The sequence below is a fragment of the Liquorilactobacillus ghanensis DSM 18630 genome, from assembly GCF_001435235.1.
GTDB classification, from domain to species: Bacteria; Bacillota; Bacilli; order Lactobacillales; family Lactobacillaceae; genus Liquorilactobacillus; species Liquorilactobacillus ghanensis.
The window spans coordinates 63,625-89,586 of sequence record NZ_AZGB01000005.1; the positions used below are offsets into that span (position 1 = coordinate 63,625).

At 39.8% G+C, this 25,962-nt stretch carries 23 protein-coding genes; 21 read left to right on the forward strand and 2 right to left on the reverse strand.

What is annotated here, in order from left to right:
* Window positions 1–10 precede the first annotated feature (10 nt).
* Window positions 11–400, reverse strand: coding sequence for a hypothetical protein (locus FC89_RS01955; protein ID WP_057870871.1), 390 nt, complete (start codon window positions 398–400; stop codon window positions 11–13).
* A gap of 235 nt (window positions 401–635) precedes the next feature.
* On the opposite strand from FC89_RS01955, the gene gmk reads away from it, so the two are divergent.
* The 11 genes from gmk to FC89_RS02010 all read left to right on the forward strand — a co-directional run bounded on the left by gmk (window position 636) and on the right by FC89_RS02010 (window position 12,510).
* Window positions 636–1,256: a guanylate kinase gene (gene gmk, locus FC89_RS01960; protein ID WP_057870872.1), complete on the forward strand. Its 621-nt coding sequence runs from the start codon at window positions 636–638 to the stop codon at window positions 1,254–1,256.
* Window positions 1,253–1,465, forward strand: coding sequence for a DNA-directed RNA polymerase subunit omega (rpoZ, locus tag FC89_RS01965; RefSeq protein WP_057870873.1), 213 nt, complete (start codon window positions 1,253–1,255; stop codon window positions 1,463–1,465). The genes gmk and rpoZ overlap by 4 nt, the downstream gene beginning before the upstream one ends.
* A 147-nt stretch (window positions 1,466–1,612) precedes the next feature.
* Complete coding sequence (gene coaBC / locus FC89_RS01970; RefSeq protein ID WP_057870874.1) at window positions 1,613–2,824, forward strand: bifunctional phosphopantothenoylcysteine decarboxylase/phosphopantothenate--cysteine ligase CoaBC; 1,212 nt, start codon at window positions 1,613–1,615, stop codon at window positions 2,822–2,824.
* A 1-nt stretch (window position 2,825) separates the two neighbouring features.
* Window positions 2,826–5,240 (forward strand): primosomal protein N', encoded by a 2,415-nt coding sequence (gene priA / locus FC89_RS01975; RefSeq protein ID WP_057870875.1) that lies wholly within the window; start codon window positions 2,826–2,828, stop codon window positions 5,238–5,240.
* Window positions 5,241–5,266: 26 nt separating this feature from the next.
* Complete coding sequence (fmt, locus tag FC89_RS01980) at window positions 5,267–6,220, forward strand: methionyl-tRNA formyltransferase (RefSeq protein WP_057870876.1); 954 nt, start codon at window positions 5,267–5,269, stop codon at window positions 6,218–6,220.
* A complete protein-coding gene (gene rsmB / locus FC89_RS01985; protein ID WP_057870877.1) occupies window positions 6,217–7,524 on the forward strand; it encodes a 16S rRNA (cytosine(967)-C(5))-methyltransferase RsmB in 1,308 nt (435 codons plus the stop codon). The genes fmt and rsmB overlap by 4 nt, the downstream gene beginning before the upstream one ends.
* A 15-nt stretch (window positions 7,525–7,539) precedes the next feature.
* Window positions 7,540–8,292: a Stp1/IreP family PP2C-type Ser/Thr phosphatase gene (locus FC89_RS01990; protein WP_057870878.1), complete on the forward strand. Its 753-nt coding sequence runs from the start codon at window positions 7,540–7,542 to the stop codon at window positions 8,290–8,292.
* A complete protein-coding gene (pknB, locus tag FC89_RS01995) occupies window positions 8,289–10,307 on the forward strand; it encodes a Stk1 family PASTA domain-containing Ser/Thr kinase (RefSeq protein ID WP_057870879.1) in 2,019 nt (672 codons plus the stop codon). Before FC89_RS01990 ends, pknB begins: the two co-directional genes overlap by 4 nt.
* Window positions 10,308–10,317: 10 nt before the next feature.
* Complete coding sequence (gene rsgA / locus FC89_RS02000) at window positions 10,318–11,190, forward strand: ribosome small subunit-dependent GTPase A (protein WP_057870880.1); 873 nt, start codon at window positions 10,318–10,320, stop codon at window positions 11,188–11,190.
* A 16-nt stretch (window positions 11,191–11,206) separates the two neighbouring features.
* A complete protein-coding gene (gene rpe / locus FC89_RS02005; RefSeq protein ID WP_057870881.1) occupies window positions 11,207–11,866 on the forward strand; it encodes a ribulose-phosphate 3-epimerase in 660 nt (219 codons plus the stop codon).
* Entirely contained in the window at window positions 11,863–12,510 is a 648-nt protein-coding gene (locus FC89_RS02010) for a thiamine diphosphokinase (RefSeq protein ID WP_057870882.1), read from the forward strand. Before rpe ends, FC89_RS02010 begins: the two co-directional genes overlap by 4 nt.
* A gap of 96 nt (window positions 12,511–12,606) precedes the next feature.
* On the opposite strand, the gene rpmB is transcribed toward FC89_RS02010, so the two are convergent.
* Window positions 12,607–12,792, reverse strand: a complete 186-nt coding sequence (gene rpmB, locus FC89_RS02015) for a 50S ribosomal protein L28 (RefSeq protein ID WP_057870883.1) — start codon at window positions 12,790–12,792, stop codon at window positions 12,607–12,609.
* A gap of 221 nt (window positions 12,793–13,013) precedes the next feature.
* On the opposite strand from rpmB, the gene FC89_RS02020 reads away from it, so the two are divergent.
* From FC89_RS02020 to ffh, 10 genes are all read left to right on the forward strand, one after another.
* On the forward strand, window positions 13,014–13,376 hold the full coding sequence (locus FC89_RS02020; RefSeq protein ID WP_057870884.1) for an Asp23/Gls24 family envelope stress response protein: 363 nt from the start codon (window positions 13,014–13,016) through the stop codon (window positions 13,374–13,376).
* A 25-nt stretch (window positions 13,377–13,401) separates the two neighbouring features.
* On the forward strand, window positions 13,402–15,105 hold the full coding sequence (locus FC89_RS02025) for a DAK2 domain-containing protein (protein ID WP_057870885.1): 1,704 nt from the start codon (window positions 13,402–13,404) through the stop codon (window positions 15,103–15,105).
* A gap of 62 nt (window positions 15,106–15,167) precedes the next feature.
* A complete protein-coding gene (gene recG, locus FC89_RS02030; RefSeq protein ID WP_057870886.1) occupies window positions 15,168–17,201 on the forward strand; it encodes an ATP-dependent DNA helicase RecG in 2,034 nt (677 codons plus the stop codon).
* 20 nt (window positions 17,202–17,221) lie between these two features.
* Complete coding sequence (plsX, locus tag FC89_RS02035; RefSeq protein WP_057870887.1) at window positions 17,222–18,262, forward strand: phosphate acyltransferase PlsX; 1,041 nt, start codon at window positions 17,222–17,224, stop codon at window positions 18,260–18,262.
* A gap of 3 nt (window positions 18,263–18,265) precedes the next feature.
* Window positions 18,266–18,508 carry an acyl carrier protein gene (acpP, locus tag FC89_RS02040; protein ID WP_057870888.1) on the forward strand — a complete coding sequence of 81 codons (243 nt, stop codon included), beginning with the start codon at window positions 18,266–18,268 and terminating at the stop codon, window positions 18,506–18,508.
* Between the two features lie 108 nt (window positions 18,509–18,616).
* Window positions 18,617–19,315, forward strand: coding sequence for a ribonuclease III (rnc, locus tag FC89_RS02045; RefSeq protein WP_057870889.1), 699 nt, complete (start codon window positions 18,617–18,619; stop codon window positions 19,313–19,315).
* 19 nt (window positions 19,316–19,334) lie between these two features.
* Window positions 19,335–22,868: a chromosome segregation protein SMC gene (gene smc / locus FC89_RS02050; protein ID WP_057870890.1), complete on the forward strand. Its 3,534-nt coding sequence runs from the start codon at window positions 19,335–19,337 to the stop codon at window positions 22,866–22,868.
* A gap of 18 nt (window positions 22,869–22,886) precedes the next feature.
* Window positions 22,887–23,906 (forward strand): signal recognition particle-docking protein FtsY, encoded by a 1,020-nt coding sequence (ftsY, locus tag FC89_RS02055; RefSeq protein WP_057870891.1) that lies wholly within the window; start codon window positions 22,887–22,889, stop codon window positions 23,904–23,906.
* A gap of 224 nt (window positions 23,907–24,130) precedes the next feature.
* Window positions 24,131–24,469, forward strand: coding sequence for a putative DNA-binding protein (locus tag FC89_RS02060; protein WP_057870892.1), 339 nt, complete (start codon window positions 24,131–24,133; stop codon window positions 24,467–24,469).
* Between the two features lie 14 nt (window positions 24,470–24,483).
* Window positions 24,484–25,920 (forward strand): signal recognition particle protein, encoded by a 1,437-nt coding sequence (gene ffh, locus FC89_RS02065; protein WP_057870893.1) that lies wholly within the window; start codon window positions 24,484–24,486, stop codon window positions 25,918–25,920.
* Window positions 25,921–25,962 lie beyond the last annotated feature (42 nt).

The following is a 25,962-nucleotide window of genomic DNA, read 5'->3' on the forward strand; positions in this document are numbered from 1 at the left end:
CAGTAAGTTTTTATAACCGTTCTTTATTTGCTAATTCTGCTTCATCTGTGTCATAGGTGTTGATCATAGATTTAGGATCAGCTAAAGATAAATATTTGATTTGTGACAGATTGGCTAGATAAGTCAAACCCTGTTGTTGTGTTTTAATTAAGAAACTGTTTTTTTGAAGAAATTGATGTTTTATTTTACCAGTTACTGAGTATTCATTGTGCTGCTGGTCAGTTAACCAAACGGTTATTAATTGTTTTTTTTCGAACGCTTGTTGAATGAAAAGTTTTAATTGAAAAGTCGGCATTTGCGGATGCAACGTTTGAGTAGCTGGCGTTTTATAAATTGTTTGGATTTGACGATAAAAATTTGTCGGTAGTTGGAACCACTTGTTTTGCTTAATTTCGATCATAGTTATTTCCCTCTTTCAGAACAAATGTTCGCTGTCTATATTATATGAACATGTGTTCGAGAAAGCAAGCAAAAAAATTAATTAATCAATTGTATTATTTCCAGAAGTTGAATGTGAGTTCAAAATGCACTGTTGCATCAGTGAAAATCACTTAATTTTTATAAGAACGACTTGAAAAATAATTTGAAAAAGTACATTATAGAATTAATAACTTTTTAGAGGAGAAGTATATAAGATGTCTAACAGGGGAATGCTAATCGTATTATCTGGACCTTCAGGTGTGGGAAAAGGAACGGTTAGAAAAGCTATTTTTGAACAAGATAACAATAAATTTCATTATTCAGTTTCAATGACAACTCGTAAAATGAGACCGGGTGAGGTTAATGGCAAAGATTATTATTTTGTCAGTCAAAAGGAGTTTGAAAGTGAAATTGCCGCTGGGGACATGTTAGAATATGCCAGATATGTTGACAATTATTATGGCACCCCTTTAAAATATGTAAATAAAATGTTGGAAGATGGCAAGGATGTTTTTCTTGAAATCGAAGTTAATGGGGCAATGCAGGTCCGAAAAAAATGCCCGGATGGATTATTTATTTTTTTGACTCCACCGGATTTAATGGAGTTGCGTCACCGAATTATTGAGCGTGGAACTGATGATCTGGCAACAATTGATAAGCGAATGCACAAGGCAGTCGGAGAAATCGAAATGATGCAGAATTATGATTACGCAGTTGTTAATGATGAAGTTCCGGTCGCAGTCGAAAAGATCAAAACGATTATTCGAGCAGAACGTTGGCGGGTCAAACGGTTTTTGCCAAATTATAAAAAGCAATTAGGAGATGTTTTTAAATGATTCTTTATCCATCAGTTGATGATTTATTGGAAAAAGTTGATTCACGTTATATGTTGGTGATGTTAGCCAGCAAGCGGGCACATGAATTGGATGCGGGAGCTTTACCGTTAATGTCAGATTATAAATCAGTCAAAAATGTTGGTAAAGCTTTGGAAGAAGTAGCAGATGGAAAATTGATTATCGATCCAGATGAAAAAGAAAAAATTTAGTTTGCTGAAATTAAAGTAATTTAAAATTGACTGGTTTTTGGTGTTATGCCAACTTGCCAGTCAATTTTTTTAAAATTCTGGTTAAAAACGATTAATTGGCAATCAGTCTGGTAAAATAGGATTGGTAGTTAAAAGGGAGGCCTGAGTGTGAAAAAAAATAAAATCTTAGTTTGTCTGACTGGTGGGATTGCTTTGTATAAAGCAGCCTCTGTTGTCCGTGGGTTAGTCAAAGCCGGCTTTGATTTAGAAATCATCATGACAGCAACAGCTCAAAAATTTGTTGCGCCATTGACTTTTTCATCATTGATCAAGCGACCTGTTTATACAGATGAAGATTGGTTTACGGCAGCCGATGTTTTACATATTAAATTAGCCGATTGGGCGGATGCAGTAATTGTTATTCCAGCGACAGCTGATATTTTAGCCAAGATGGCTGGCGGATCAGCTGACAATTTGGTAACAGCTAGTTTATTGGCTAGTAGAGCGCCTAAATACGTAATTCCAGCGATGAACGAAAAGATGTTGACCGCTCCGGCGACTCAGCGAAATTTACAGCAATTAAGCGCTGATGGAGTTAAAATTTTAAAACCAGCCAAAGGACTTTTAGCTGAAGGGTATTCTGGATATGGTCGTTTGCCGGAACCGGCAGAAATTTTGACTTGGCTGACTAAACAGCTGGCTGTGATCGATAAACAACAGGATTTACAGGGAAAGTGTGTGCTGATTTCAGCTGGATCAACGGTTGAACCGCTTGATCCGGTTCGTTATTTGTCTAATAACTCAACTGGAAAGATGGGATTTTCAATTGCTCAAGCCGCACAGCAGCGAGGCGCAGAAGTTATTTTAGTAGCTGGACCAAATCATTTAGCACTGCCAACGGGGGTCAACTACCAACCTGTCAAAACAGCGCAGCAAATGGAACAGAAAATGTTAGAGTTTTATCCGCAAGCTGATTTTGTAATTATGGCGGCGGCAGTTGCTGACTTTCGTCCCATGCGGACAGCTGAGCAAAAAATTAAGAAAACCGGATTGGATCAGCTAACATTAGAGTTGGTTCGTAATCCAGATATTTTACTTGAATTAGGGAATCGTAAACAACAACAATTATTAGTCGGTTTTGCAGCTGAAACGCAGCAATTGCTGGCTAATGCTACTGCAAAGATGCAACGAAAAAAAGTTGATTTGTTAGTGGCAAATGATGTTTCACGAGCTGATGTGGGATTTGGAACTTCGCAAAATGAGGTTGTTTTTTTACGACCGCAAGCAGATCCGCAACTTGTTTCTAAACGCAGCAAGTCAGCGATTGCTGATAAAATATTTGATTTATTATTAGATTTAGATCATCAAAGGAGGAAATAATTTGCAAGTTGCAGCAGTGATTGTCGATGTTCCGGCTAGACAAACTGATCGACCATTTTCTTATGTGGTTGGTTCAGAACTGTCCGGCAAACTGACTGTTGGTATGCGGGTTATTGTTCCTTTTGGTAGAGGAAATCGTTTAATTCAAGGATTTGTTGTCGGAATTACTGAAAAACCATTAGCGGAAACCAGTAAATTAAAAAAAATTAGTGAAGTTCAAGACTTAACGCCGGTATTAAATCCTGAAATGCTGGCTTTAGCAGATTGGTTGGCAGCGACAACTTTTTCTTTTAAAATATCCTGCCTGCAAACAATGATTCCTAATGGTTTACGGGGGAAATCAGAGAAAATAGTTCGGTTACTGGCTCCTGAAAAAGTTGATCAGTCTTTAAAGGATTTTTTTGGTCAAAAAGCCGAACAACAGTTGCAACCAGCTAAATTATCGGCAGAATTATTTAGAAAATTACAGCAAGCACGAAATGCCGGTAGTGTCGAATTACTTTATCAGGTTAAAGATCAGGCACGACCAAGGCAAGTCCGAGTTGTCCAAGGCTTGTTAACGACGCAACAAGCGCAAGCTTTAAAAAAACAACAGCGAGCAAATGCTCATCAATTATTAAATGTGTTGGACTTTTTAGCGAAAAATCCACAAATAACTATTCAACAACAGCAGTTGGAAAAACAAATTGGAGTCAGTGCAGCAACAATTCGAACGGCTGCTGCTAAGCAGTGGTTGAAAGTTGATTATCAGGTTGTTAAACGGTCAGCTTATGACCTGACAACAATTTCTGCAACGACCGCTAAAAAATTAACATCAGCGCAACAGCAAGTCTATCAGCAAGTAGCTGCTGCAATCCAACAGCAAACAGCGACGTCTTTTTTGCTGGAAGGGGTCACTGGCAGCGGAAAAACCGAAATATATCTGCAATTAATGGCAGCCGCTTTAGCCAAAAAACAAAATGCACTGCTGCTGGTTCCAGAAATTTCGTTAACCCCACAGATGGTGGCACAAGTTGTTGGTCGTTTTGGCAAACAAGTAGCTTTGCTGCATAGTGGTTTATCAGTTGGAGAACGATTAGATGAATGGCGGCGAATTGAAAATGGTTCAGCCACGATTATTGTTGGAGCACGTTCAGCCGTTTTTGCCCCAATTAAGAATTTGGGAATTATTATTTTGGATGAAGAACATGAGAGCAGCTATGCACAAGATAATATGCCGCGTTATCATGCTCGAGATGTGGCTTTATGGCGTAGTCGTTATCATCATTGTCCAGTTGTTTTGGGGAGTGCAACGCCATCACTGGAATCGCGGGCTCGGGCACAAAAGGGAGTCTATCATTGGTTGCAACTACCAGAACGGATTAATACGCGGCCTTTACCGGCGGTGTCCCTAGTTGATATGCGGCAAGCAGCTCAAACTAGTCATGATTCAGATTTCTCAAATGAGTTGTTAGCTGCAATTAAGCAGCGGCTAGTAAAACAAGAACAAATTATTTTATTGCTGAATCGTCGCGGGTATGCAACTTTTATGATGTGTCGGCAATGTGGTTTTGTGCTGAAATGTCCCAATTGTGATATTTCGTTGACTCTGCACAAAGATCAGCAGGTGATGAAATGTCATTACTGCGGTCATGAGGAACCAATTCCACGAAAATGTCCGGCCTGTGGCAGTCTGAAAATTCGTTTTTATGGTACTGGTACGCAAAAGATTCAAGAGAAATTGCAGAAATACTTTGCAACTGCTAGAATTTTACGAATGGATGTCGATACAACTCGGCGCAAGGGTGCTCATCAACAGATTTTGCAACGTTTTGGTCGGCATCAGGCAGATATTCTTTTGGGAACGCAAATGATTGCTAAAGGGCTTGACTATCCTGATGTAACCTTGGTTGGTGTATTGAATGCAGATACTTCGCTCAGTTTGCCGGATTTTCGTGCCAGTGAACAAACCTTTCAATTGTTAACTCAAGTTAGTGGTCGAGCGGGCCGAGCTAAAAAAGAAGGAAAGGTTATTATTCAAACGTTTAATCCGCAGCATTATGCCCTTCAGTTTGCTAAAAAACAAGATTATGAAAAGTTTTATGCTTATGAGATGCGTTTACGCCATCAAGGAGACTACCCGCCATATTATTTTACAATTCAAATCGCTGTCAATGCTGTCAGTGAACCAGCAGCTGTTAAGTATTTATTCAAGATAGCTCACGAATTAAAACAGATTTTAAGTCCAGAAGCCAAGCTGCTCGGACCAGTCCCACAGATGATTTTACGAATTAAAAATCATTATCGCTATCATCTGATTATTAAATTTAAACATGAACCGCAATTATTAGACTATTTGCATCACTTATTAGAAAAAAGTCAACAACAAAAAGCTGTTCAGCTGATAATTATTCGAGAACCAACCAATTTTATGTAATTCTGAAAAAGAAAAGAGGAAGATTAATGACATCGATTATTTTTATGGGAACGCCGCAATTTGCCGCAACGATTTTGGCGGGATTACTGCAAGATTCGAACTATCAAATTGCTGCCGTTGTCACGCAGCCGGATAAGTATGTTGGCCGCAAAAAAGTTTTGACGGCTTCACCGGTTAAACAGCTGGCCTTAGCTCATCAATTGCCGTTGTATCAGCCTGCTAAACTTCCAAAAAGTCCAGAACTAAAGCAGCTGATAGCACTGGAAGCGGATTTGATTGTTACAGCTGCTTATGGTCAATTTTTGCCCACATCATTATTAAAAAGTGTAAAAATTGCCGCTGTTAATGTCCATGGCTCATTACTGCCAAAGTATCGCGGCGGTGCACCAATTCAATACGCAATTTTGCAGGGAGAATCCAAAACCGGGATTACTTTAATCAATATGACTAAAAAAATGGATGCAGGTTCAATGTTAGGACAAGTTGAATTGCCGATTCAATCAACAGATGATGCGGGCAGCTTGTTTGAAAAATTAAGTCTTCTTGGCCGAGATTTATTGTTAGAAAAATTACCAGCAATAATTGCCGGCAAACTGGTGGCTGTCCCACAAGACGAGCAACAAGTTTCCTTTGCACCGATTATTACCTCAGAGCAAGAGCGACTGCAGTTAACGGCAACGGCACAGCAGCTTGATCAAAAAGTTCGAGCATTAAGACCGGAACCGGGAGCTTATTTTGCTGATTTTGGTGGTAAACGAACCAAATTATGGGCAATTGAACCGTTGAGTGAACAAACCGAACTGCCAGCCGGCTACGTTGTTGATCTGACCAAGCATACATTAAAGCTGTCGGCAGCTCAAGGAACTGTTTATCAAGTAAAAGAACTCCAACCGGCTGGTAAAGCACGGCAAAAGATTAGCGATTATCTGAATGGTCAGGGTAAACAAATAACAGTAAATCAGAGGTTGATCAAAGAATGAAAAGAAAATTTGCTAGTGACCATTCGGTTCGCGGTTTATCTGTTGAAATTTTAACACGTGTTCAGCAGGAAAATGCCTATTCTAATTTATTGCTGAATCAAGTTTTACAAGCTGAACATTTAAGTGTACGAGACCAAGCCTTGCTGACACAAATTGTTTATGGTAGTTTGCAGCATCGCCTGACCTTGGAATATTGGTTGGCACCATTTATTAAACAAAAGCAGACTTTGCCTTGGGTTTATGAATTATTATTGGCAGCAATTTTTCAACTACAATACCTTGACCGCGTTCCGGCACGGGCTATTTTGGACGAATCAATCAAAATTGCCAAACGCAATGGTCATGATGGTATTCGCAAGTTCGTTACGGGAGTTTTACATGCAATTTTACGCCAAGACCTACCAGATCCGACTAAAATTAAAGATCCGCTGCAGCGTTTAAGTGTTTGCTATAGCTTGCCCGAATGGCTGCTGCAGCAGCTGCTTAATGAAAACGGTCAAGATAAAACGGTGGCTATTTTACAGACAATTAATCAACCACCGCATCAAGCAGTTCGAGTTAATCAGTCACAGTTGACAACAGCAGCAGCAAAAGAACAGCTTGAAGCGGACGGCTTTACATGCGATTTCAGTCCGTTGAGTCCGGTTAGTTTGATTATTAAACATGGCTTTGCCAGCCAAAGCAAACTTTTTAAATCGGGAGCTTTAGTATTTCAAGATGAGAGTGCTGCCCAGGTGGTTGACGGTATGCAGGTTCAACCAACCGATCACGTGTTGGATGCTTGTGCGGCTCCTGGAGGCAAGACTTTACAAATTGCCGATCAATTAACTAGCGGTGTTGTTACAGCACTTGATATTCATCAACATAAGGTTAAGTTAATTGAAGAAAATGCTGCTCGGTGTGGCTTTTCTGCTAAAGTTGCGGCTATTTGTCTGGATGCACGTCAGGCTGCTGCTAAATTTCCACCAGCCAGCTTTGATAAGATTTTAGTTGATGCACCTTGTTCCGGCATTGGCTTAGTCCGACGCAAACCGGAAATCCGTTATCGCAAGACTGCAACGGGAATTCGCAATTTACAGCAGTTACAATTGGGATTGTTGGCGAGTATGGTGCCATTAGTTAAAACGGGTGGTCGTCTGACCTATAGTACTTGTACTATTTTACAGTCAGAAAATGATCAAGTTATTGCTGCTTTTTTGCAGCAACATCCAGAATTTAAGCTATTAAGTAAAAAAACAATTTTACCAGATGAATTTGACTCGGACGGCTTTTTTATGGCATCCTTAGAAAAAATGCAAGATTAATTGGGGGGCTGTGCAGTGAATTTTTCGTATAAGAGTGATATCGGCCAAGTACGGCAACGAAATGAAGATTATGTCGGGCTATTTAAAAATCAAGCAGGAATTCGTTTTGCAGTTGTAGCAGATGGCTTAGGTGGTCACCGCGGTGGGGATGTAGCTTCAGAAATGGCGGTTTCGCATTTGGGCTATCAATTTGAAACAACCAAATTTACTGATCCACATGTCGGAGCTAAATGGCTTGAACAGCAAGTTAAACAAGAAAACCAATTAATATTGCAGCGTGCAAATCAATTCAGCGATTTATCTGGGATGGGGACAACCTTAGTCTGTGCACTTTTTTTTGGCAAGCAAGCTGTTTTAGCCAATATTGGAGACAGTCGGGGTTATTTATTGAGAGACAAAAAGCTGTTTCAATTGACTGAGGATCATTCTTTGGTTAATGAATTGGTAAAACGCGGACAAATTAGCTCGGAAGAAGCTCGTCACCATCCGCAAAAAAATATTATTACACGGACACTGGGAGTCTCAGACGAAGCAGTTTTAGATCAGCAATTGATTGAATTGCAGGCAGGGGATCTACTGTTATTATGCACTGATGGTTTAACTAATATGTTAGAAGATAGCCAACTGCTGAAGATTCTACAGAACCCAGTAAGTTTAGCGGATAAATGTGAAATTTTGATCAGACAGGCAAATGCAGCTGGCGGTAAAGACAACATTACCGTTTTGACAGCCGCTATTCAAGACAAAGTTGAGGTGGCTGGAAAATGAGAGCCGGGTATGTTTTAAGTGGCCGTTATCAAATTAAACAGACTTTAGGCGAAGGCGGGATGGCCAATGTTTACTTAGCGCAAGATTTAATTTTACAGCGACCGGTCGCAGTTAAGCTGATGCGTTTGGATTTGCGTGATGATCCAGCAGCGGTGCGACGGTTTCAGCGTGAAGCAATTTCGCTGACGGAATTAACTCATCCTAACATTGTCAGCATTTATGATGTTGGTGAAGATAACGGAATGCAATATCTGATCATGGAATATGTAGAAGGAACAGACCTGAAAGCCTATATTCAACAGAATTTTCCGCTAGCTTTTCCGACAGTTGTGGCGATTATGGAACAAATTTTGGCTGCTGTCGATCATGCACATAACCATGGAATAATTCACCGTGATTTAAAGCCACAGAATATTTTAATTAATCATGAGGGCCAAGTTAAAATTACGGATTTCGGGATTGCTTTGGCAACAACTGATTCCTTAACGCAAACAAATACTTTAATGGGATCAGTTCACTATTTGTCTCCAGAACAAGCACGTGGAAGTGTGGTTACAAAGCAATCAGATATTTATTCATTAGGAATTATTTTATTTGAATTATTAACTAAAAGAGTCCCTTTTCAGGGTGAAACAGCGGTTTCAATTGCCTTGAAACATTATAAGGATGAAATGCCAGCGGTACGTCAATTTAATCCCGAAATTCCGCAGGCACTTGAAAATGTGATTCTTCACGCGACAGCTAAAAACTTAACGGATCGTTATCAAAGTGCTGCTGAAATGGCGGCAGATTTAAAAACGGCACTCAGCCCCCAAAGAGCTGCTGAAGCTCCTTGGCATCCCCAGCAGCTTTTAGATGATGAAACTAAGGTATTAGAGCCGCTCAAAGAAAGTGAAACTAAACAAGCAGCAGTTAAAAAAACACCAACACCGAAAAAAAAGTGGAGCAAAAAGAAAAAATGGTTGGTAATTGGCGCTTCATTTGCCGGATTTTTATTGGTATTAGGTCTAATTGGCTTTGCGGTCGCACCGCGATCAGTTAAAGTTCCTGATTTGCAGGGCATGACCAAGGGTGAAGCAGTAGCTGTTTTGCAGCAGCAGCAATTAACGGTCGGCAAAACGCGCTATCGGACAAGTGGAAAGTATTATAAAGGACAGATTGTACAGACTGAACCAGCTGCGGGCAGCAGTGTTCGTCAAAAATCTAAAGTTGCTTTAATTTTATCGAGCGGACCAGAGAAACGAAAGTTTGGAAATTATCGCGGACAGTCATTCAATAAAGTAAAAAAGCGTTTGGAAAAAAAGGGAGTTACGGTTTTAAAAACAGAAAAGCATTCAAAAACGATTGCGACTGGAGAAATAATGGCCCAAAGCATTAATCCTAAACGGAAGGTTGTTTGGCGGGATTCAACGGTAACTTTTACTGTCAGTACCGGGGCAACTGCCATCAAATTGCGTGATTTGACAGGATATACACGCAAAAGCGTAATTGATTATGCAAATGAATTAGGTTTAGTACTGCAAAGCAATTGGCAAGCTGGTTCAGAAAAGACAGCAAGTGATGCCGATTTGGTGGTTGCCCAAACACCAGCCGCCGGTACATTAGTTCAAAGCGGAGGTATTTTGACGGTTACATTTGCAGCTTCAACAACGGATGCAGCCAGCACTTCATCAACTTCAGCAGCTGAATCATCATCTAGTCCTGCAAGCTCAAGCAGTACGGATTCATCCAGTTCAACAGCCTCATCAGCTAACCAATTTAAAATGGATATTACTATACCGTATAATGAACCAGCTGACAATTCAGCTGATTCAAGTGCACCTGCACAACAGGTACAAATTTATTTAGCTGATGATAATCATAGTTTGGACCAGGTATATCAAACTTTATCAATTACCAAGGATACTAAAGTAACTTTGCCGTTTTCTTTGTCTAATTCGGCAACTGGAAAATATAAAGTTGTTGCAAATGGTAAAACGATCGCTGAAAATGATAATGTTACGAGCGAAAATTAGGGGGCAGTTAATGGTAAAAGGACAGATTCTACAATCACTCAGTGGCTACTATGATGTTGTGTCTAAAGGAATAATCTATCGGACACGTGCCCGTGGTAATTTTCGGCAAAAAAAAATTACTCCTTTGGTTGGTGATTGGGTCGAATTTAAGGCTGATAATCAAAGCGAAGGATATTTGCTAAAAATTGATTCTCGTAAAAATCAGTTGGTGCGACCGCCAATTGCTAATGTTGATTGGGCAGTTGTGGTAGTATCTTGTAAAGAACCCAATTTTTCAGCTAATTTACTTGATCGGCAATTAGTCATGTTAGCTGCGCAAAAGATTCAACCATTAATTTATTTTTCTAAGCTGGATTTGTTGACTGAAAGTGAAGTAACAGATTTTAAACTGATTATTAATAATTATCAGGAATGGTACTCGGTTTTTACAACCGTTACAGCAATTCAACAACACATAATGGCTGCTGATTTTCAGCAACAGACTTTAGTTGTGATGGGACAAACCGGTGCTGGCAAATCAACATTATTAAATCATTTGGCACCAAACTTGAAGTTAGAAACTGGTGCAGTTTCTAAGGCGTTGAGCCGTGGTAAACATACTACGCGAAAGGTCACATTATTTCGCATAGGTGAAAACTATTTAGCTGATACACCGGGTTTTTCATCCTTTGAGTTACAGAATATTGCTGCTGTTGAGTTACGGAATTTCTTTCCCGAATTTTTAGCTTGCCAGTCAGCTTGCAAGTTTCGTGGCTGCTTGCATCAAAATGAACCACATTGTGCCGTTAAAGCAGCAGTTCAGGAGAAAAGGATTGCTGCCAGTCGCTACCAAAGCTATTTACAACTGCTGACAGTTATTCAGCAGCAAAAGCCGCGTTATTAAGAGAAGGGATGATCATATGAAAATTGCTCCATCGATTTTAAGTGCCAATTTTGCTGATTTGGGTCGTGATGTTAAACAAGTTGAGGAAGCAGGAGCTGACTATTTGCATATTGATATCATGGATGGCCACTTTGTCCCGAATCTTTCTTTTGGATTGCCGATTGTTCAAGCTTTACGACCGGTGACGCGGCTGCCTTTTGATTGTCATTTAATGGTGACTGATCCTAGTACTTATATTCAGCCACTATCCAAGGCTGGGGCAACAGTCATTGGTTTTCACGCAGAAGCGACAGCTCATAGTTATCGCATTGTTCAGCAAATTAAACAAGCCGGTTGTCAGGCAGAAATCGTTTTAAATCCGGGAACGAGTTTAGCAACGGTTGAGGAGATTTTGCCACTAGTCGATGCTGTCTTGTTGATGACGGTTAATCCCGGATTTGGCGGTCAAAAATTTTTGCCGTCAGTATTGAAAAAAATTCGACGCTTAGCTGAAATCAAACAACAGCAGCATTATAATTTTGAAATTGAAGTTGATGGTGGAATTAACGACCAAACTATCAGTTATTGCCGTCAAGCGGGAGCCACGGTGGCAGTTGCCGGTTCATTTGTTTTTACAGCTGACCCAGCTAAACAAATTCAGCTGTTACGGCAAGCGGCGGAGGCGGAACAATTATGAAGGAATTTAATTTATTAGTTGGCGGACCAGTGATGCAGTTACCAACTGATTTGTTAACCACTAAAAAAGCTGCTTGCTGGGGTGGTGCTGATCGCGGAGCGTTACGTTTAGTTAAGGCAGGAATTACCCCTCAGCTGGCAATTGGTGATTTTGATTCTTCAACGGCGGCTGAACGAGAATTGATTTTTAAAAACAGTCAGCGTGTAGAAACTGCTAAAGCAGAAAAAGATGATACTGACACTGAATTAGCAGTTCGGGTCATTCTACGTGACTATCGGCCAGATCAGCTTAAGATTTATGGGGCTACTGGCGGCCGGATCGATCACTTATTGGCAAACTTATTTTTTATTTTGCAGCCAGAGTTTTATCCAGCACTTGATCGGATAACCTTGATTGATCGGCAAAATAATATCAGTTTCTTCAAGCCGGGAACATATTTGCTGCAAAAACAACCGGATAAAAAATATTTAGCGTTTGTGCCATTGACTAAAGTAACTCAGTTGGTTTTATATGATGAGAAGTATCGTTTAGCCGGCAAAGATTTTAGTCAGCCAATTTCTTTGGCAAGCAATGAGTTTGTGGGAACAACTGCTAAATTTTCATTCACCAGTGGCGTTGTTTGTGTAATTCAGAGCAGTGATTAAAAAAGAACCAGTACCTTCAATTGAATGCACGGTTTAAAGCTGTCGCTTTAACAAATAGCACTCACAGTAAGGACTGGTTCTTTTGATTCAGTTTAATTAAACGCGGGTAACTTTACCTGATTTCAAGGCACGTGCTGAAACCCAAACACGTTTTGGTTTGCCATCAACTAAAATCCGAACTTTTTGCAAATTTGGTTTCCAGCTGCGGTTAGTTTGGTTTAAAGCGTGTGAACGTTTTTTACCAAAAACGGTTTTACGACCGGTAATAAAATCTTTAGCCATGATGATCCTCCCTGATTGCTGAATTTCGTAGCAATAAATGCTCGCTCATTTAATAAAAATAGCATAGATAAGTATTTAATGCAAGAACTTTGTGTAAAGTAAAAATCCTTGGCAGCTATTTAAACGCAGCTGGTGACTGAGTCACAGGTTTGGTGTTACTTCAACTTTTATGATAAAATACGTTTAACTGTTGTGTTCTTTTATAAGGAGGGCTATTATTTATGGCTGTTAAGATTAAAACACAGTATGGGGATATTGAAATAACCAACGATGTGATTGCTACAGTTGTTGGTGGAGCTGCCACTGAAATTTTTGGAATTGTCGGAATGGCTAGTAAAAATCAAATACGCGATAATTTAAATGAGATTTTAAAACGTGATAACTATGCAAAAGGTGTGGTTGTGCGTCAAGAAAATGACCGGGTGGCAGTTGATGTTTATATCGTTGTCGGTTACGGAACAAAGATTTCAGAAGTTTGCCGCAATGTTCAAGATAAAGTCAAGTATAATTTAAAATCGATGCTGGGAATAACTGCTAATTCGGTAAACGTCATTGTTCAAGGCGTTAGAGTGATTGAAGAGTAGTTATTATAGCGGGGAGGATATAATTTTGAAAGCTAAAAAGATAACGGCAGCGGAATTTAGAAAAATGGTTGCTGTCAGTTCTGAACGTTTAAATAAAAATGCTGACTTTATTAACTCGTTAAATGTTTTTCCGGTACCGGATGGTGATACTGGAACTAATATGAGTTTATCATTTGCCAGCGGAGCTAAGTATGTTGCTGAATCAACAGCTGATGATGTTGGAAGTTTAGCAGCAACTTTGGCTAAAGGGTTGCTAATGGGTGCACGGGGCAACTCTGGAGTTATTTTGTCACAGATTTTTCGTGGCTTTTACAAAAGTACTGAAAAAAAAGCTGAATTAACGCCAACTGATTTAGCAGCTGCTTTGAGCAGTGGTGTTGAATCAGCTTATAAAGCAGTTATGAAGCCTACGGAAGGAACGATTTTGACGGTTGCTCGTCAAGCTGCCAAGGCAGCAAATCAAACTAGTAATCAAACCGATGTCTCAACAGTGATGTCAGCAGCATATGAAGCGGCAAAGGATGCTTTGGCACATACACCAGAACAATTGCCAGTTCTCAAAGAGGTGGGAGTAGTTGATTCTGGTGGTCAGGGATTGACCTTTGTTTATGAAGGATTTGCAGCTGTTTTGGCTGGAAAAGCCGTTGCTGAACCAGTCGCAAAGCATCAGCCCAATATGGTTGAAATGGATGAAATGGTCAATGCTGCTCATCATCAAAGCGTTCAGAGTCAATTAAACACTGAAGATATTCGTTATGGATATTGTACTGAGATTATGCTTCGTTTAGGAGCAGGTCGTTTGGTTGATAAAAAGTTTGATTATGATGCTTTTCGTCAACATTTAAGTGAAATTGGTGACTCATTACTAGTAGTAGCTGATGAGCAGGTAGTAAAGGTGCATGTTCATACGGAACATCCCGGTCAGGTTTTATCTTACGGGCAACACTTCGGTTCTTTGATTAAAGTCAAAGTCGATAATATGCGTTTGCAGCATGAAACCATTCTGGAACACGATCGTCAAACGGATAATGAATCAAGTGCACCGACTAAACCGGCTGTTAGTGAAACTATTAACGGTTATGGAATTATTGCAATTGCATCGGGAGTTGGCTTAGGTAAATTATTCAAAAGCTTGGGTGCAACTTTGATCCTAAATGGCGGTCAGACAATGAATCCAAGTACAGAGGATATTGTTGAGGCAATTAAACAAACTCAAGCAAAAAAAGTTTTGATCCTGCCGAATAATAAAAATATTTTTTTGGCTGCCAATCAAGCAGCCAAAGTTGCCGATGTTGATGTCGCAGTTGTTCCAAGTAAAACAGTTGCTCAGGGGATGACCTCATTGCTGAGTTTTGACAGTCAGGCATCATTAAAAGACAATCAAGAACGGATGACAGCTGAATTGGATTCTGTTGTTTCAGGCCAAATCACGACAGCGGTTCGTGATACAGCCATTGATGGTCAAAACATTAAAAAAGGCGATTTTATGGCGATTGTTGATGGGAAAATTGTTTTGACAAATGCAGTTCGTAAAACAGCAGCAATTTCAATGTTGAAACGGATGTTGTCTGCTGATAGCGAAATCGTGACAATTATTTATGGGGCCGATGGTAATCAAGAAGAAGCACAAGAAATCGCTGCAGCTGCCCAGCACTTGGATAGTGATTTAGAAATTGAGGTTCATTTCGGTGGTCAGCCGGTTTATCCATATTTAATTTCGGTGGAATGATAAGAAGATTCTGACTGGCCGGCAATCACGGTCAGTTTTTTTGTTCTTGGAGGGTGAGCAGCTTGGAAACGATATTAGAACAATCACTTGCAAGCTTAAAAGGCGTTGGTCCCAAGACTTTGCAGGCTTTACAGCATTTAGGGATTACAACGATTGAAGATTTGTTGACAGCTTTTCCGTTTCGTTATGATGATTATCGTCCCAAGAAAATTGCTGAACTAATTGACCAAGAAAAAGTGACGCTTCGTGGAGTTGTAGCAACGGCACCAGTTCTAGTTCATTTTGGTCGCAAAAAAAATCGCTTGAATTTTAATTTGCAAATTGATGATCAAGTTGTATTGGTAACTTTTTTTAATCAGGGATATTTAGTAGATAAAGTTACTCAAGGAGCAGAACTGACAGTTTTTGGTAAATGGGAGAGTGCTCGGCAGCAACTGTTAGGAATGAAATTGTTGTCACTTAATAAAAAAGAGCGGCTTGCGGGAGTTTATCGTTCTTCTAAAGAAATTCACGCCACACAGCTGCAGCGATTAGTGAAACAGGCGTTTGAACGTTATCATTTGCAAATTTCAGATCTGTTGCCGCAAAATTTGCAGAAAAAGTATCATTTACTGTCACGGCAGCAGATGATACATGATATGCATTTTCCGGCTGATCAGGCAGCCGCCCAAGCAGCTAAACGAACAGCAGTGTATGAAGAATTTTTTTTATTTGAAGCACGATTGCAATATTTGAAACAGTTGGATCAGCAGCAAAGTGGCTTGCAGATTAATTATGATAATCAGCAATTGAAAAAATTTATCAGTCAACTGCCTTTTGAACTAACAGCAGCTCAGAAACGATCGGTTAATGAAATTTGTCATGATATGCACCGACCAATTCACATGAATCGGCTGTTGCAAGGTGATGTTGGTTCGGGAAAAACAATTGTAGCTGCTATTGCAATTTATGCCGCAGTGACGGCGGGATATCAAGCAGCATTGATGGCACCAACTGAAATTTTAGCACGTCAGCATGCTGATAAACTTTTTCGTTTATTTGAACCATTGGGGGTTAATGTCAGTTTACTGACTGGTGCCACGACTTCTGGTAGTCGGCAGCGGCGTGAACTACTACAACAGTTGCAAAAAGGAGCGATTAATGTTCTGGTTGGAACGCATGCTTTGATTCAAAATGGAGTGGAATTTAAAAATCTGGGACTGGTTATTACTGATGAACAACATCGTTTTGGAGTTAATCAGCGCCAAGCTTTACGATTGAAGGGTGTTCAACCTGATGTGTTGGCCTTGACAGCAACTCCGATTCCAAGAACTTTGGCTTTAACGGTTTATGGCGAAATGGATGTTTCAATTATTAATGAATTACCTCAAGGACGCAAGCCGGTTAAAACTTTTTGGTTGAAAAAAACCCAATTACAGCAAGCTTTTAATTTTATTAAAGAGCAGCTAAAACAGGGTCAGCAAGCTTATTTGGTTACACCACTGGTTAGCGAATCGGAAGTATTGGATTTGCAAAATGCTGAACAACTTTCAGAGGACGCAACTAAATTTTTTGCACCGGAATATCAAGTCGGTTTAATTCATGGTAAAATGAAAAGTGATGAAAAAGAACAGATCATGACAGCTTTTACAGGTGGCAAAATTGCTGTTTTAGTTGCAACAACGGTAATTGAAGTTGGGGTTGATGTTCCCAAAGCTTCCGTGATCTTGATTTTAGATGCTGATCGATTTGGCTTAGCGCAACTTCATCAGTTGCGAGGACGAGTTGGCCGCAGCAGCAAGCAATCATATTGTTTGCTGGTGGCTGATCCCAAAACCGATTATGGACGTGAACGACTGCAGACAATGACGGAAACAACAGATGGTTTTGTTATTGCTCAGCGTGATCTAGAATTACGCGGTCAAGGTGATGTTTTAGGCAACAAGCAAGCAGGGCTGCCTGAATTTAAGGTTGCCGATCCGGTCAAAGATTTGAGAATTTTACAGACGGCCCAAATTGATGCCAGTCAGATTGTTAAACAGCCTGATTTTGGTAAAACAGCTGCAACTAAACCATTGCTGCATTATTTGCAGCGGCAGCCGTTGGGGTTTGACTGATACTTTTAGGAGGAAAAACAGTGAAAATAGCAGTAGACGCAATGGGTGGAGATCATGCACCGGAGGCTATCGTGGCGGGAGTCGCTAAAGCACGTGATCAATATCCAGAGTTAGAATTTTTACTTTACGGTCAAACGGACCAAATTAGTAAACTATTAACAGATCAAACAAGAATTGAACTTATTCAAGCTGATGAAGTAATCGGGATGAATGATGAACCGGTCCGGGCGATTAGACGCAAGAAAAAATCTTCATTAGTGATGGCAGCACAGGCCGTCAAGAAAGGTGAAGCAGATGCGCTGTTTTCGTGTGGCAATACTGGAGCATTGTTGACTGCTGGTTTATTAATTGTTGGTCGAATTAAGGGAATCGTCAGACCTGGCTTGCTTTCAACGTTACCAGTGATTGGTGAACAATCAGGGGCTTTTAATTTATTGGATAGTGGGGCCAATGCCGAAAATAAACCCGAACATCTACATCAATATGCAATTTTGGGCAAGTATTATGCGCAAAAAGTCCGGGGAATTGCTAATCCTCGGATCGGTTTGCTGAATAATGGAACTGAACCGCATAAGGGAAGTAAAATGACTCAGGAAACCTATCAGTTATTGCAGGCTGACCCCGCTATTAATTTTATTGGCAATATCGAAGCAAATACGGTCTTGCAAAATGAAGCTGATGTGATTGTTGCTGATGGATTTATGGGTAACACTTTGCTGAAATCAATTGAAGGAACAGCAACTGCTATTATGCATTTGCTGAAGAAAACAATTATGGATAGTGGTGTCAGCAGCAAAGTAGGAGCTCTTTTACTTAAACCGGCTTTTAAACAATTAAAGGCTAAAATGAATCAAGCACAGTATGGTGGAGCGGTGTTGCTGGGAGTTAAAGCTCCGGTGGTTAAAGCGCATGGTGCCAGTGATGCGGAGACGGTTTACTATACTTTAGGTCAGATTGAACAAATGTTGAAAGAACAAATGATTCCTGATTTGGTTGAATATTTTTCTAACTTGAATCAGGCATCTGAAAATACGAATAATGCAGCTAATAAGGAGAAATAAAAAATGACAGAAGAAGAAATTTTTACTAAACTTGCCAAGATTATTCATGAACGTTTTGAAATTGCGGTTGATAAGATTACCCCAGATTTGAATTTTACTAATGATTTAGATGCTGATTCAATTGATTTAGTAGAATTCGTTTTAGAGTTGGAAGACAGTTTTGGTGCTGAAATTCCAGATGAAGAAGCTGAAAAATTGCAGACAGTTAGAGATGTTGTTACCTACATCAAAAATCACCAAAAATAAACGATAAATTTGGGATATCAATCAAGGCCAGCACAAAACGCATGTTTTGATTGCGGCCTTTTACTTTTACCAATAAATCGGAAAATTAAATAAAGGAGCAGATGAAGATTGATAGATGGATTAACTGAGTGGCTTAAAGAGCATTTTGAAATCGAGTTTAAACGAACGGAATTATTAGATGAAGCTTTTACGCATGCTTCATATGTTAATGAACATCCTAATCAAAGTTTAAAATATTATGAACGAATTGAATTCTTGGGAGATGCAGTTATGCAATTGTGCGTTTCCGAGTATTTATTTTTACGCTATCCGGCATTACCTGAAGGAAAACTATCACGGTTGCGAGCAGCGATGGTGTGTGAAGACAGTTTTAGCAAGTTTGCTGTTGAATGTCATTTTGATCAATATATTCGTTTGGGCAAAGGAGAAGAAAAGTCTCATGCACGGCAGCGGCCATCGCTGTTATGTGATATTTTTGAATCCTTTGTTGGGGCACTATATTTAGACCAGGGAAAACCAGCAGTCGACAAATTTATTTCGCAGGTTGTTTTTCCCAAGATCGATCTAGGTTGGTTTGACCATTTGCTTGATCATAAGACAGAACTCCAAGAATTTTTGCAGCAAGATGGTGATGTAGATATTGAATATCATGAGTTGGAAAATGATGGTCCAGAACATGATAAACGTTACACGATGACAGTTAGTGCCGATGGTAAACTTTTGGGTCAAGGTCAAGGACATTCCAAAAAGGCGGCTGAACAAGCGGCCGCTCGGGAAGCATTGATTAAGTTACATGCTGATAAATAAAGAGTAAGGAGCAGCTGAAATGAAACTCAAGTCATTAGTACTGGATGGCTTTAAATCATTTGCGCAAAAAACACAAATTGAATTTCGTCCGGGATTAACGGCCATTGTCGGGCCGAACGGCAGCGGAAAAAGTAATTTAGTTGAAGCGATCCGCTGGGTTTTGGGTGAACAGTCAGCTAAAAGTTTGCGCGGTTCCCGGATGCCGGATGTAATTTTTGCCGGTTCGAATGATCAAGCTGCTTTGAATCGAGCAGAAGTTGAAATTACCTTTGATAATAGCGATCACTTTCTGGCAGTTGATACTGATGAGGTTGCGATTACACGCCGGCTTTTTCGTGATGGAACAAGTGAATTTTTATTAAATCAAAAATTTGTTCGTCTGAAAGACATTACTGATTTATTAATGGATACAGGATTGGGGAAAGATTCTTTTTCACTGATTTCACAAGGAAAAGTTGAACAGGTTTTTAATAGCAAACCAGAAGAACGCCGGCAATTTATCGAAGAAGCTGCCGGCATTTTAAAGTACAAAAAAGAACGCTTGGATGCTCAAAGTAAAATGGCTGAAACTGATGATCATTTACTGCGAGTTGCTGACATTGTCAGCGAATTGGCAGGCCAGGTTGAACCGTTGAAACAACAAGCGAGTGCAGCAAAAGATTATTTAAATCAAAAAAAGCAATTAACCTACTTTGAGCGCAGTCAACTGATTTATCGACTAAAAACGACGGCTAAACAGCAGACAAACCAGCAGGCAAAATTAAAAGCAGCTGCAGTTCAAGCAACACAGCAGCAACAATTAGCAACAGATCTGCAACAACAACAAAAAAAATTACAGCAAGAGCAGCAGCAGGTAGTTCAACGGCTGGATAACTGTCAAAGTGAATTAGTAAAAATCGTTCAGCAGCGTGAGCAGCTTAATGGCCAACAACGCTTGACTTTACAGCAGCAGGATTATCGAGAACAGCGTCAACAAACTCTGAATCAACAACTTGCAACTGCCGAGCAGGAGCAGCAGCAATTACAAACACAACTGCACCAGTTGGAACAGCGTTTAGCACAACAGCAGCAAAAGATAACGTCAGTCAAAACAGCAATCAAAACCAAGAAAAAAGAATTACAGCTGGATTCAGCTGAGTTGCAAACGCAAATTGAAGAACTGCGAAATCAAATTGTTGCGAAAATGCAACGCCAAGCGTCAGTGAATAATCAAATTAATTATTTAACTAAAGAACATCAGCGACAGTTACTGCATCAGCAGCAATTAACAGCCCGCTTGACGCAATTGCAGCAGCAGCAGGATACAACTGCGACTCAACATAATGATGCTGCAAATACTGTTGCTGAATTGAAAAGAAAGTTGCAGCAGCAGCAGCAACAACAACAACAGCTGATCAACCACCAAAAAGAGCTGCAGCAGCGATATACTGAGCAGCAGCAACGTTGGTACCAAGCAAATGGTATTTTTCAGCAAACTCGAGCTAAATGTGACAGTTTTCATGAAATCTCTAGCAACTACAGTAATTATTATCAAGGTGTTAAACAAGTATTACTGGCAAAAAAACAATTAACTGGAATTATTGGTTCAGTGGCAGAATTGTTAAGTGTACCGTCAAAGATAGCTGTTGCAATTGAAACAGTTTTGGGAGGACAATTGCAAAATATTGTTGTTACCGATGAATTAGCAGCTAAACAGGCCATTAGTTATTTGAAAACACATCATTTCGGCCGAGTAACTTTTTTACCCCGAACAACGATTCAACCGCGAAAATTGCCACTATCAATTGAACAACGACTGAAAAATTTGTCAGGAGTTATTGGGATAGCTAGCCAATTAGTTAAAACGGCTGATTCAAATCAAATGGTTTTGGAACATTTATTGGCGACTACGGTAATTGTTGATTCGATCGACAATGCGATTATTGCTGCACGAAAGCTAAATTTTCGTTACCGAATCGTTTCACTGGATGGGGACGTAATTAATGCTGGTGGTTCTATGAGTGGCGGTTTTCGGCGCAGTAATAATGGTTTATTGTCACAACAGCAGCAGACAACTGAATTGGCAGCTGCTGTGGATAAGATGAAAAAACAGTTAGCCCAAATTGAAGAATTAGGTGGTCAGCTCAAACAGCAGCAACAAGCGGTAGCACAGCAACTAATGCTGCTTGAACCGCAAGTAAAACAAGCAACGCAAGCTTATCAAACGGCAGCAACTAATTTAAAATTGCAGCAAAACGAAACTGGGCATTTGCAACAACAACTAACAGCGCAACAATTTGAAGTACAGCAAAGCAACTTATCACTTAATAATTTTGCTGCCGATCAAGCTAAAGCTGTTCAAGAAAAACAGCAGCTTACGACAGATTTGGCTAAATTAAAACAAGAATTTGCCAGTCGGCAGCGGCAGTTGGAAAATATTACAGCAGTTCATCATCAGCAAGAAATTGAATTGGCTGAATTGCAACAAAAACAAGCCGTTTTGTTGCAACAACAAGCAAGCAGCCAACAGCAGGTAAATGAATTGAAGAAACGAATAACCCAGCAAGCACTTCATTTAGAACAGTATCGAAGTGAATTGACTGAATTGACAGCAAATGCTGATCAACAGCAGCTTAGTGGTGAGAGCTTGCAGCAGCGATTGGCTCAGTTGCAGCAACAACAACAAACAGCTGAACAAAAATTGCAAAAATTGCAACAACAGCGAGCTCAATTGCAACAGCAAGCTGCACAACTGCAAAGTAAAAGCAAACGCCAAGCAGAAATACAGCAATTGGCGCAGCAAGAGTTGCAGCAACTTAAATATCAAACTGAGCAGCAAGAACAGCAGCTTGATCATGATTTACAGACTTTAAGTGAAAAGTACCAATTAACTTTTGAAGCTGCCCAGCAACTTAAAATTGAGACTGACTCAGTCGTAATTGAACGACAACTGAAATTGTTAAGACGCAGCATCAGTGAATTAGGCGAGGTTAACTTAGGAGCAATTAAAGAATTTGAACGGGTTAATCAACGTTATCAATTTTTGACGGCTCAACGGCAAGATTTGCTTGAAGCTAAGGCAGAACTGCAAAAGAGTATGTTGGAAATTGATCAAGAGGTAAAAAGTCGTTTTCAAAAAACTTTTAAGCAGATAGCGGCTGCTTTCAGTCAGATTTTTCCTGAAATGTTTGGCGGCGGTCAAGCCAGTTTAAAGTTGACAGAACCGAATGATTTGCTGCAGACTGGAATTGAGATTATGGCACAGCCGCCAGGTAAGAAATTACAGCGTTTGTCGTTATTATCAGGTGGCGAGAAAGCTTTGACAGCAATTGTTTTGTTATTTGCAATTTTGCAGATTAAACCGGTCCCATTTGTAATTTTAGATGAAACAGAAGCAGCACTAGATGATGCAAATGTTGATCGATATGCACAATATTTACAAAGATTTTGTAAAAAGGCACAATTCATAGTGATTACACACCGTAAAGGAACTATGGATCATGCTAATGTGCTTTATGGGGTCACCATGCAGCAATCCGGTATCTCCAAAATGGTTTCAGTGGCATTAACCTAAAATTAGGGGAGGAATACTATGGGCTTCTTTGAGAAAATAAAACAGGCTTTTACAGGAGAAAAACCAGCAGAACCAACTGCTGCAGAAAAGAAATATGATGAAGGTTTAGCTAAAAGTCGGCAGACATTTGGTGATAAATTGAATAGTTTATTAGCAAATTTCCGCACAGTTGATGAAGATTTCTTTGATGATTTAGAAGAGACACTGATTGAATCAGATGTCGGTTTTGAAACAGCAGTTAAAATCAGTGACGAGTTGCGGCAGGAAGTTAAATTAAAAAATGCTAAAACTAAACAAGCTGTATCCGAAGTTATCATTCAAAAATTAATTGAACTGTATGAACAAGAAGGAGCCGATGAAGATGCAAAATTGCATTTTGCAACAGATGGACCAACAGTCTTTTTATTTGTGGGGGTCAATGGTGTTGGTAAAACAACGACGATCGGTAAGTTGGCTTATCAATTAAAGAAAACGGGTAAACGAGTTTTACTGGCAGCCGGTGATACTTTCCGTGCCGGAGCAATTGAACAATTAGCAGAGTGGGGTAGAAGAGTTGAAGTCCCAGTGGTTCAAAAGCCGGCTCGAAGTGATCCAGCATCGGTTGTTTATGATGCTGTCAAACGGGCGAAAACAGAAAAATTTGATGTTTTATTAGTTGACACAGCTGGACGCCTTCAAAACAAAGTTAATTTGATGAAAGAATTGGAAAAAATTTCACGTGTTATTACCCGAGAAATCCCAACAGCTCCACAAGAAGTGCTGCTGGCACTTGATGCAACGACCGGACAAAACGCTTTAACACAGGCTAAGCAATTTAAAGATGTAACACCGGTCAGCGGAATAGTTTTGACTAAATTAGATGGTACAGCCAAGGGTGGAATCGTTTTGGCGATTCGTAACGAATTACATTTACCGGTTAAATTAGTGGGACTGGGAGAACAGTTGGATGATTTGCAGAACTTTGATCCAGAAAAATTTGTTGCTGGATTGTTCGGTGGGTTATTGCAAAGTACTGACGCAGATCAGCAACAAGAATAAGCTGGCTGCTATTAAAAAGCAGTCTCAAACGATCAGACGTGATATAATGAACGCAGAATTTTGCAGAAAACTATAGCTTGTTTTGTAAGGACTGACTAATGTAATTGCCTAGGTGCTAAAAGACTGATGGTGATAAAAGCAATAATTAAGAAAGGAAAAACTATATTTCTTTTGCAAGCATAATTGTTGATGTTTGCTGATGTTTTATATAGCAAAAGTAGTCGATGACGATTGAAAAGACAAATCGAATAAATGCACTGCTTGATTTTTACGAGCCATTACTGACGCAAAAACAGACTAAGTATATTGACTATTATTATCGTGAAGATCTTTCGTTAGGGGAAATTGCAGAAAATTATCATGTATCACGACAAGCAGTCTATGATAATATTAAAAGGACTGAGAATATTTTAACGGCTTATGAAGAAAAGTTGCAGTTGTATCAGCAATTTCAACGACTTAATCAGCAGATAGAACAAATCAAGACATATGCTGTTAACCAGTATCCTGAAGATACAAAACTTTTGCAGCTGTTAGAACGGCTGGAAAGCATAGAAGAATAGGTTGGTGAATTAAAGTGGCATTTGAAGGTTTAACTGAAAGATTGCAACAAGCGATTGGCAAATTAAAACGTAAAGGCAAAGTCAGTGAGAGCGATGTCAACGAAGTTATGCGCGAAATTCGTTTGGCGTTGTTGGAAGCCGATGTTAATTTTCAAGTAGTTAAAGATTTTGTTAAGGATGTTCGAAAAAAAGCAACCGGTGCTAAGGTACTGGAAAGTTTAACCCCAGCACAACAGATTGTTAAGATCGTTAATGAACAGTTAACAGAAGTAATGGGGCAAGAAGCGGTTCCGTTGCAAAAATCTGAAAAGATTCCAACTATTATTATGATGGTTGGTCTGCAAGGAGCTGGTAAAACAACTACTTTAGGTAAATTGGCACTGAAGCTGAAAAATGAGCAACATGCGCGGCCATTGCTGATTGCCGGAGATGTTTATCGACCAGCTGCGATCGATCAGCTGCAGGCTTTAGGTCAACAAATTGAGGCGCCTGTATTTTCATTAGGCACCGATGTTTCGCCAGTTGAGATTGTTCGGCAAGGATTGGAATTAGCCCAAGAAAAGAAAAATGATTATGTTTTAATTGATACAGCTGGTCGGTTGCAAATTGACCAAAAATTGATGGATGAATTAAAACAGATCACCCAACTGGCACATCCAGATGAAACTTTGCTGACAGTTGATGCGATGACCGGACAAAATGCGGTTGAAGTCGCTAAGGGTTTTAATGAACAACTAAATATTACGGGGGTTGTTTTAACCAAGCTGGATGGTGACACTCGTGGCGGGGCTGCTTTATCAATTCGGGCAGTTACCGGCAAACCGATTAAGTTTATTGGTCAAGGTGAAAAAATGACTGATCTGGATGTCTTTTATCCAGATCGAATGGCTTCAAGAATTTTAGGCATGGGGGATATGCTGACCTTAATTGAAAAGGCTCAGCAAGACTTCGATGAGAAAAAAGCTGCTGAAATGCAAGAAAAAATGCGGGAAAACAGCTTTGACTTTAATGATTTTCTTGATCAAATGGAACAAGTTCAAAAAATGGGACCGATGGATGATTTGATGAAAATGATTCCAGGAATGGCAAATAATCCGGCACTGAAAAACTTTCAAATTGATGAAAAACAAATTGCGCATATTAAAGCAGTAGTTTTGTCGATGACGCCACAAGAGCGTGAACAGCCCGATATTTTAAATCCTAGTCGCCGCCGCCGAATTGCCGGTGGATCCGGCCGACCGATTCAAGAAGTTAATCGGATGATCAAACAATTTGATCAAATGAAGAAAATGATGAGTAATATTAGTAAAGGCAACTTGAACGGGATGGAAGGTTTGCTGGGGAACGGCTTGTCGGGTAAAATGGCTAAAATGTCATTAAATTCAATGGTGCGTAAAAATAAAAAACGTAAGCTTAAACGGCTGAAAAAGCTGAAAAAAAGACGTAAATAGCTAAATAAAAAGTAGCTGTCAAGAAATAATACTTTACAGCTT

What these genes read in the sequence shown, in the direction of transcription:
- fmt (WP_057870876.1), top strand. Translation starts at nt 5,267, where the DNA reads ATGACATCGATTATTTTTATGGGAACGCCGCAATTTGCCGCAACGATT.
- rpmB (WP_057870883.1), bottom strand. Translation starts at nt 12,792, where the DNA reads ATGGCTAAAGATTTTATTACCGGTCGTAAAACCGTTTTTGGTAAAAAA.
- FC89_RS02010 (WP_057870882.1), top strand. Translation starts at nt 11,863, where the DNA reads ATGAAGGAATTTAATTTATTAGTTGGCGGACCAGTGATGCAGTTACCA.
- acpP (WP_057870888.1), top strand. Translation starts at nt 18,266, where the DNA reads ATGACAGAAGAAGAAATTTTTACTAAACTTGCCAAGATTATTCATGAA.
- FC89_RS02020 (WP_057870884.1), top strand. Translation starts at nt 13,014, where the DNA reads ATGGCTGTTAAGATTAAAACACAGTATGGGGATATTGAAATAACCAAC.
- rpoZ (WP_057870873.1), top strand. Translation starts at nt 1,253, where the DNA reads ATGATTCTTTATCCATCAGTTGATGATTTATTGGAAAAAGTTGATTCA.
- FC89_RS01955 (WP_057870871.1), bottom strand. Translation starts at nt 400, where the DNA reads ATGATCGAAATTAAGCAAAACAAGTGGTTCCAACTACCGACAAATTTT.
- rsgA (WP_057870880.1), top strand. Translation starts at nt 10,318, where the DNA reads ATGGTAAAAGGACAGATTCTACAATCACTCAGTGGCTACTATGATGTT.
- pknB (WP_057870879.1), top strand. Translation starts at nt 8,289, where the DNA reads ATGAGAGCCGGGTATGTTTTAAGTGGCCGTTATCAAATTAAACAGACT.
- rsmB (WP_057870877.1), top strand. Translation starts at nt 6,217, where the DNA reads ATGAAAAGAAAATTTGCTAGTGACCATTCGGTTCGCGGTTTATCTGTT.
- FC89_RS02060 (WP_057870892.1), top strand. Translation starts at nt 24,131, where the DNA reads ATGACGATTGAAAAGACAAATCGAATAAATGCACTGCTTGATTTTTAC.
- rpe (WP_057870881.1), top strand. Translation starts at nt 11,207, where the DNA reads ATGAAAATTGCTCCATCGATTTTAAGTGCCAATTTTGCTGATTTGGGT.
- smc (WP_057870890.1), top strand. Translation starts at nt 19,335, where the DNA reads ATGAAACTCAAGTCATTAGTACTGGATGGCTTTAAATCATTTGCGCAA.
- gmk (WP_057870872.1), top strand. Translation starts at nt 636, where the DNA reads ATGTCTAACAGGGGAATGCTAATCGTATTATCTGGACCTTCAGGTGTG.
- ftsY (WP_057870891.1), top strand. Translation starts at nt 22,887, where the DNA reads ATGGGCTTCTTTGAGAAAATAAAACAGGCTTTTACAGGAGAAAAACCA.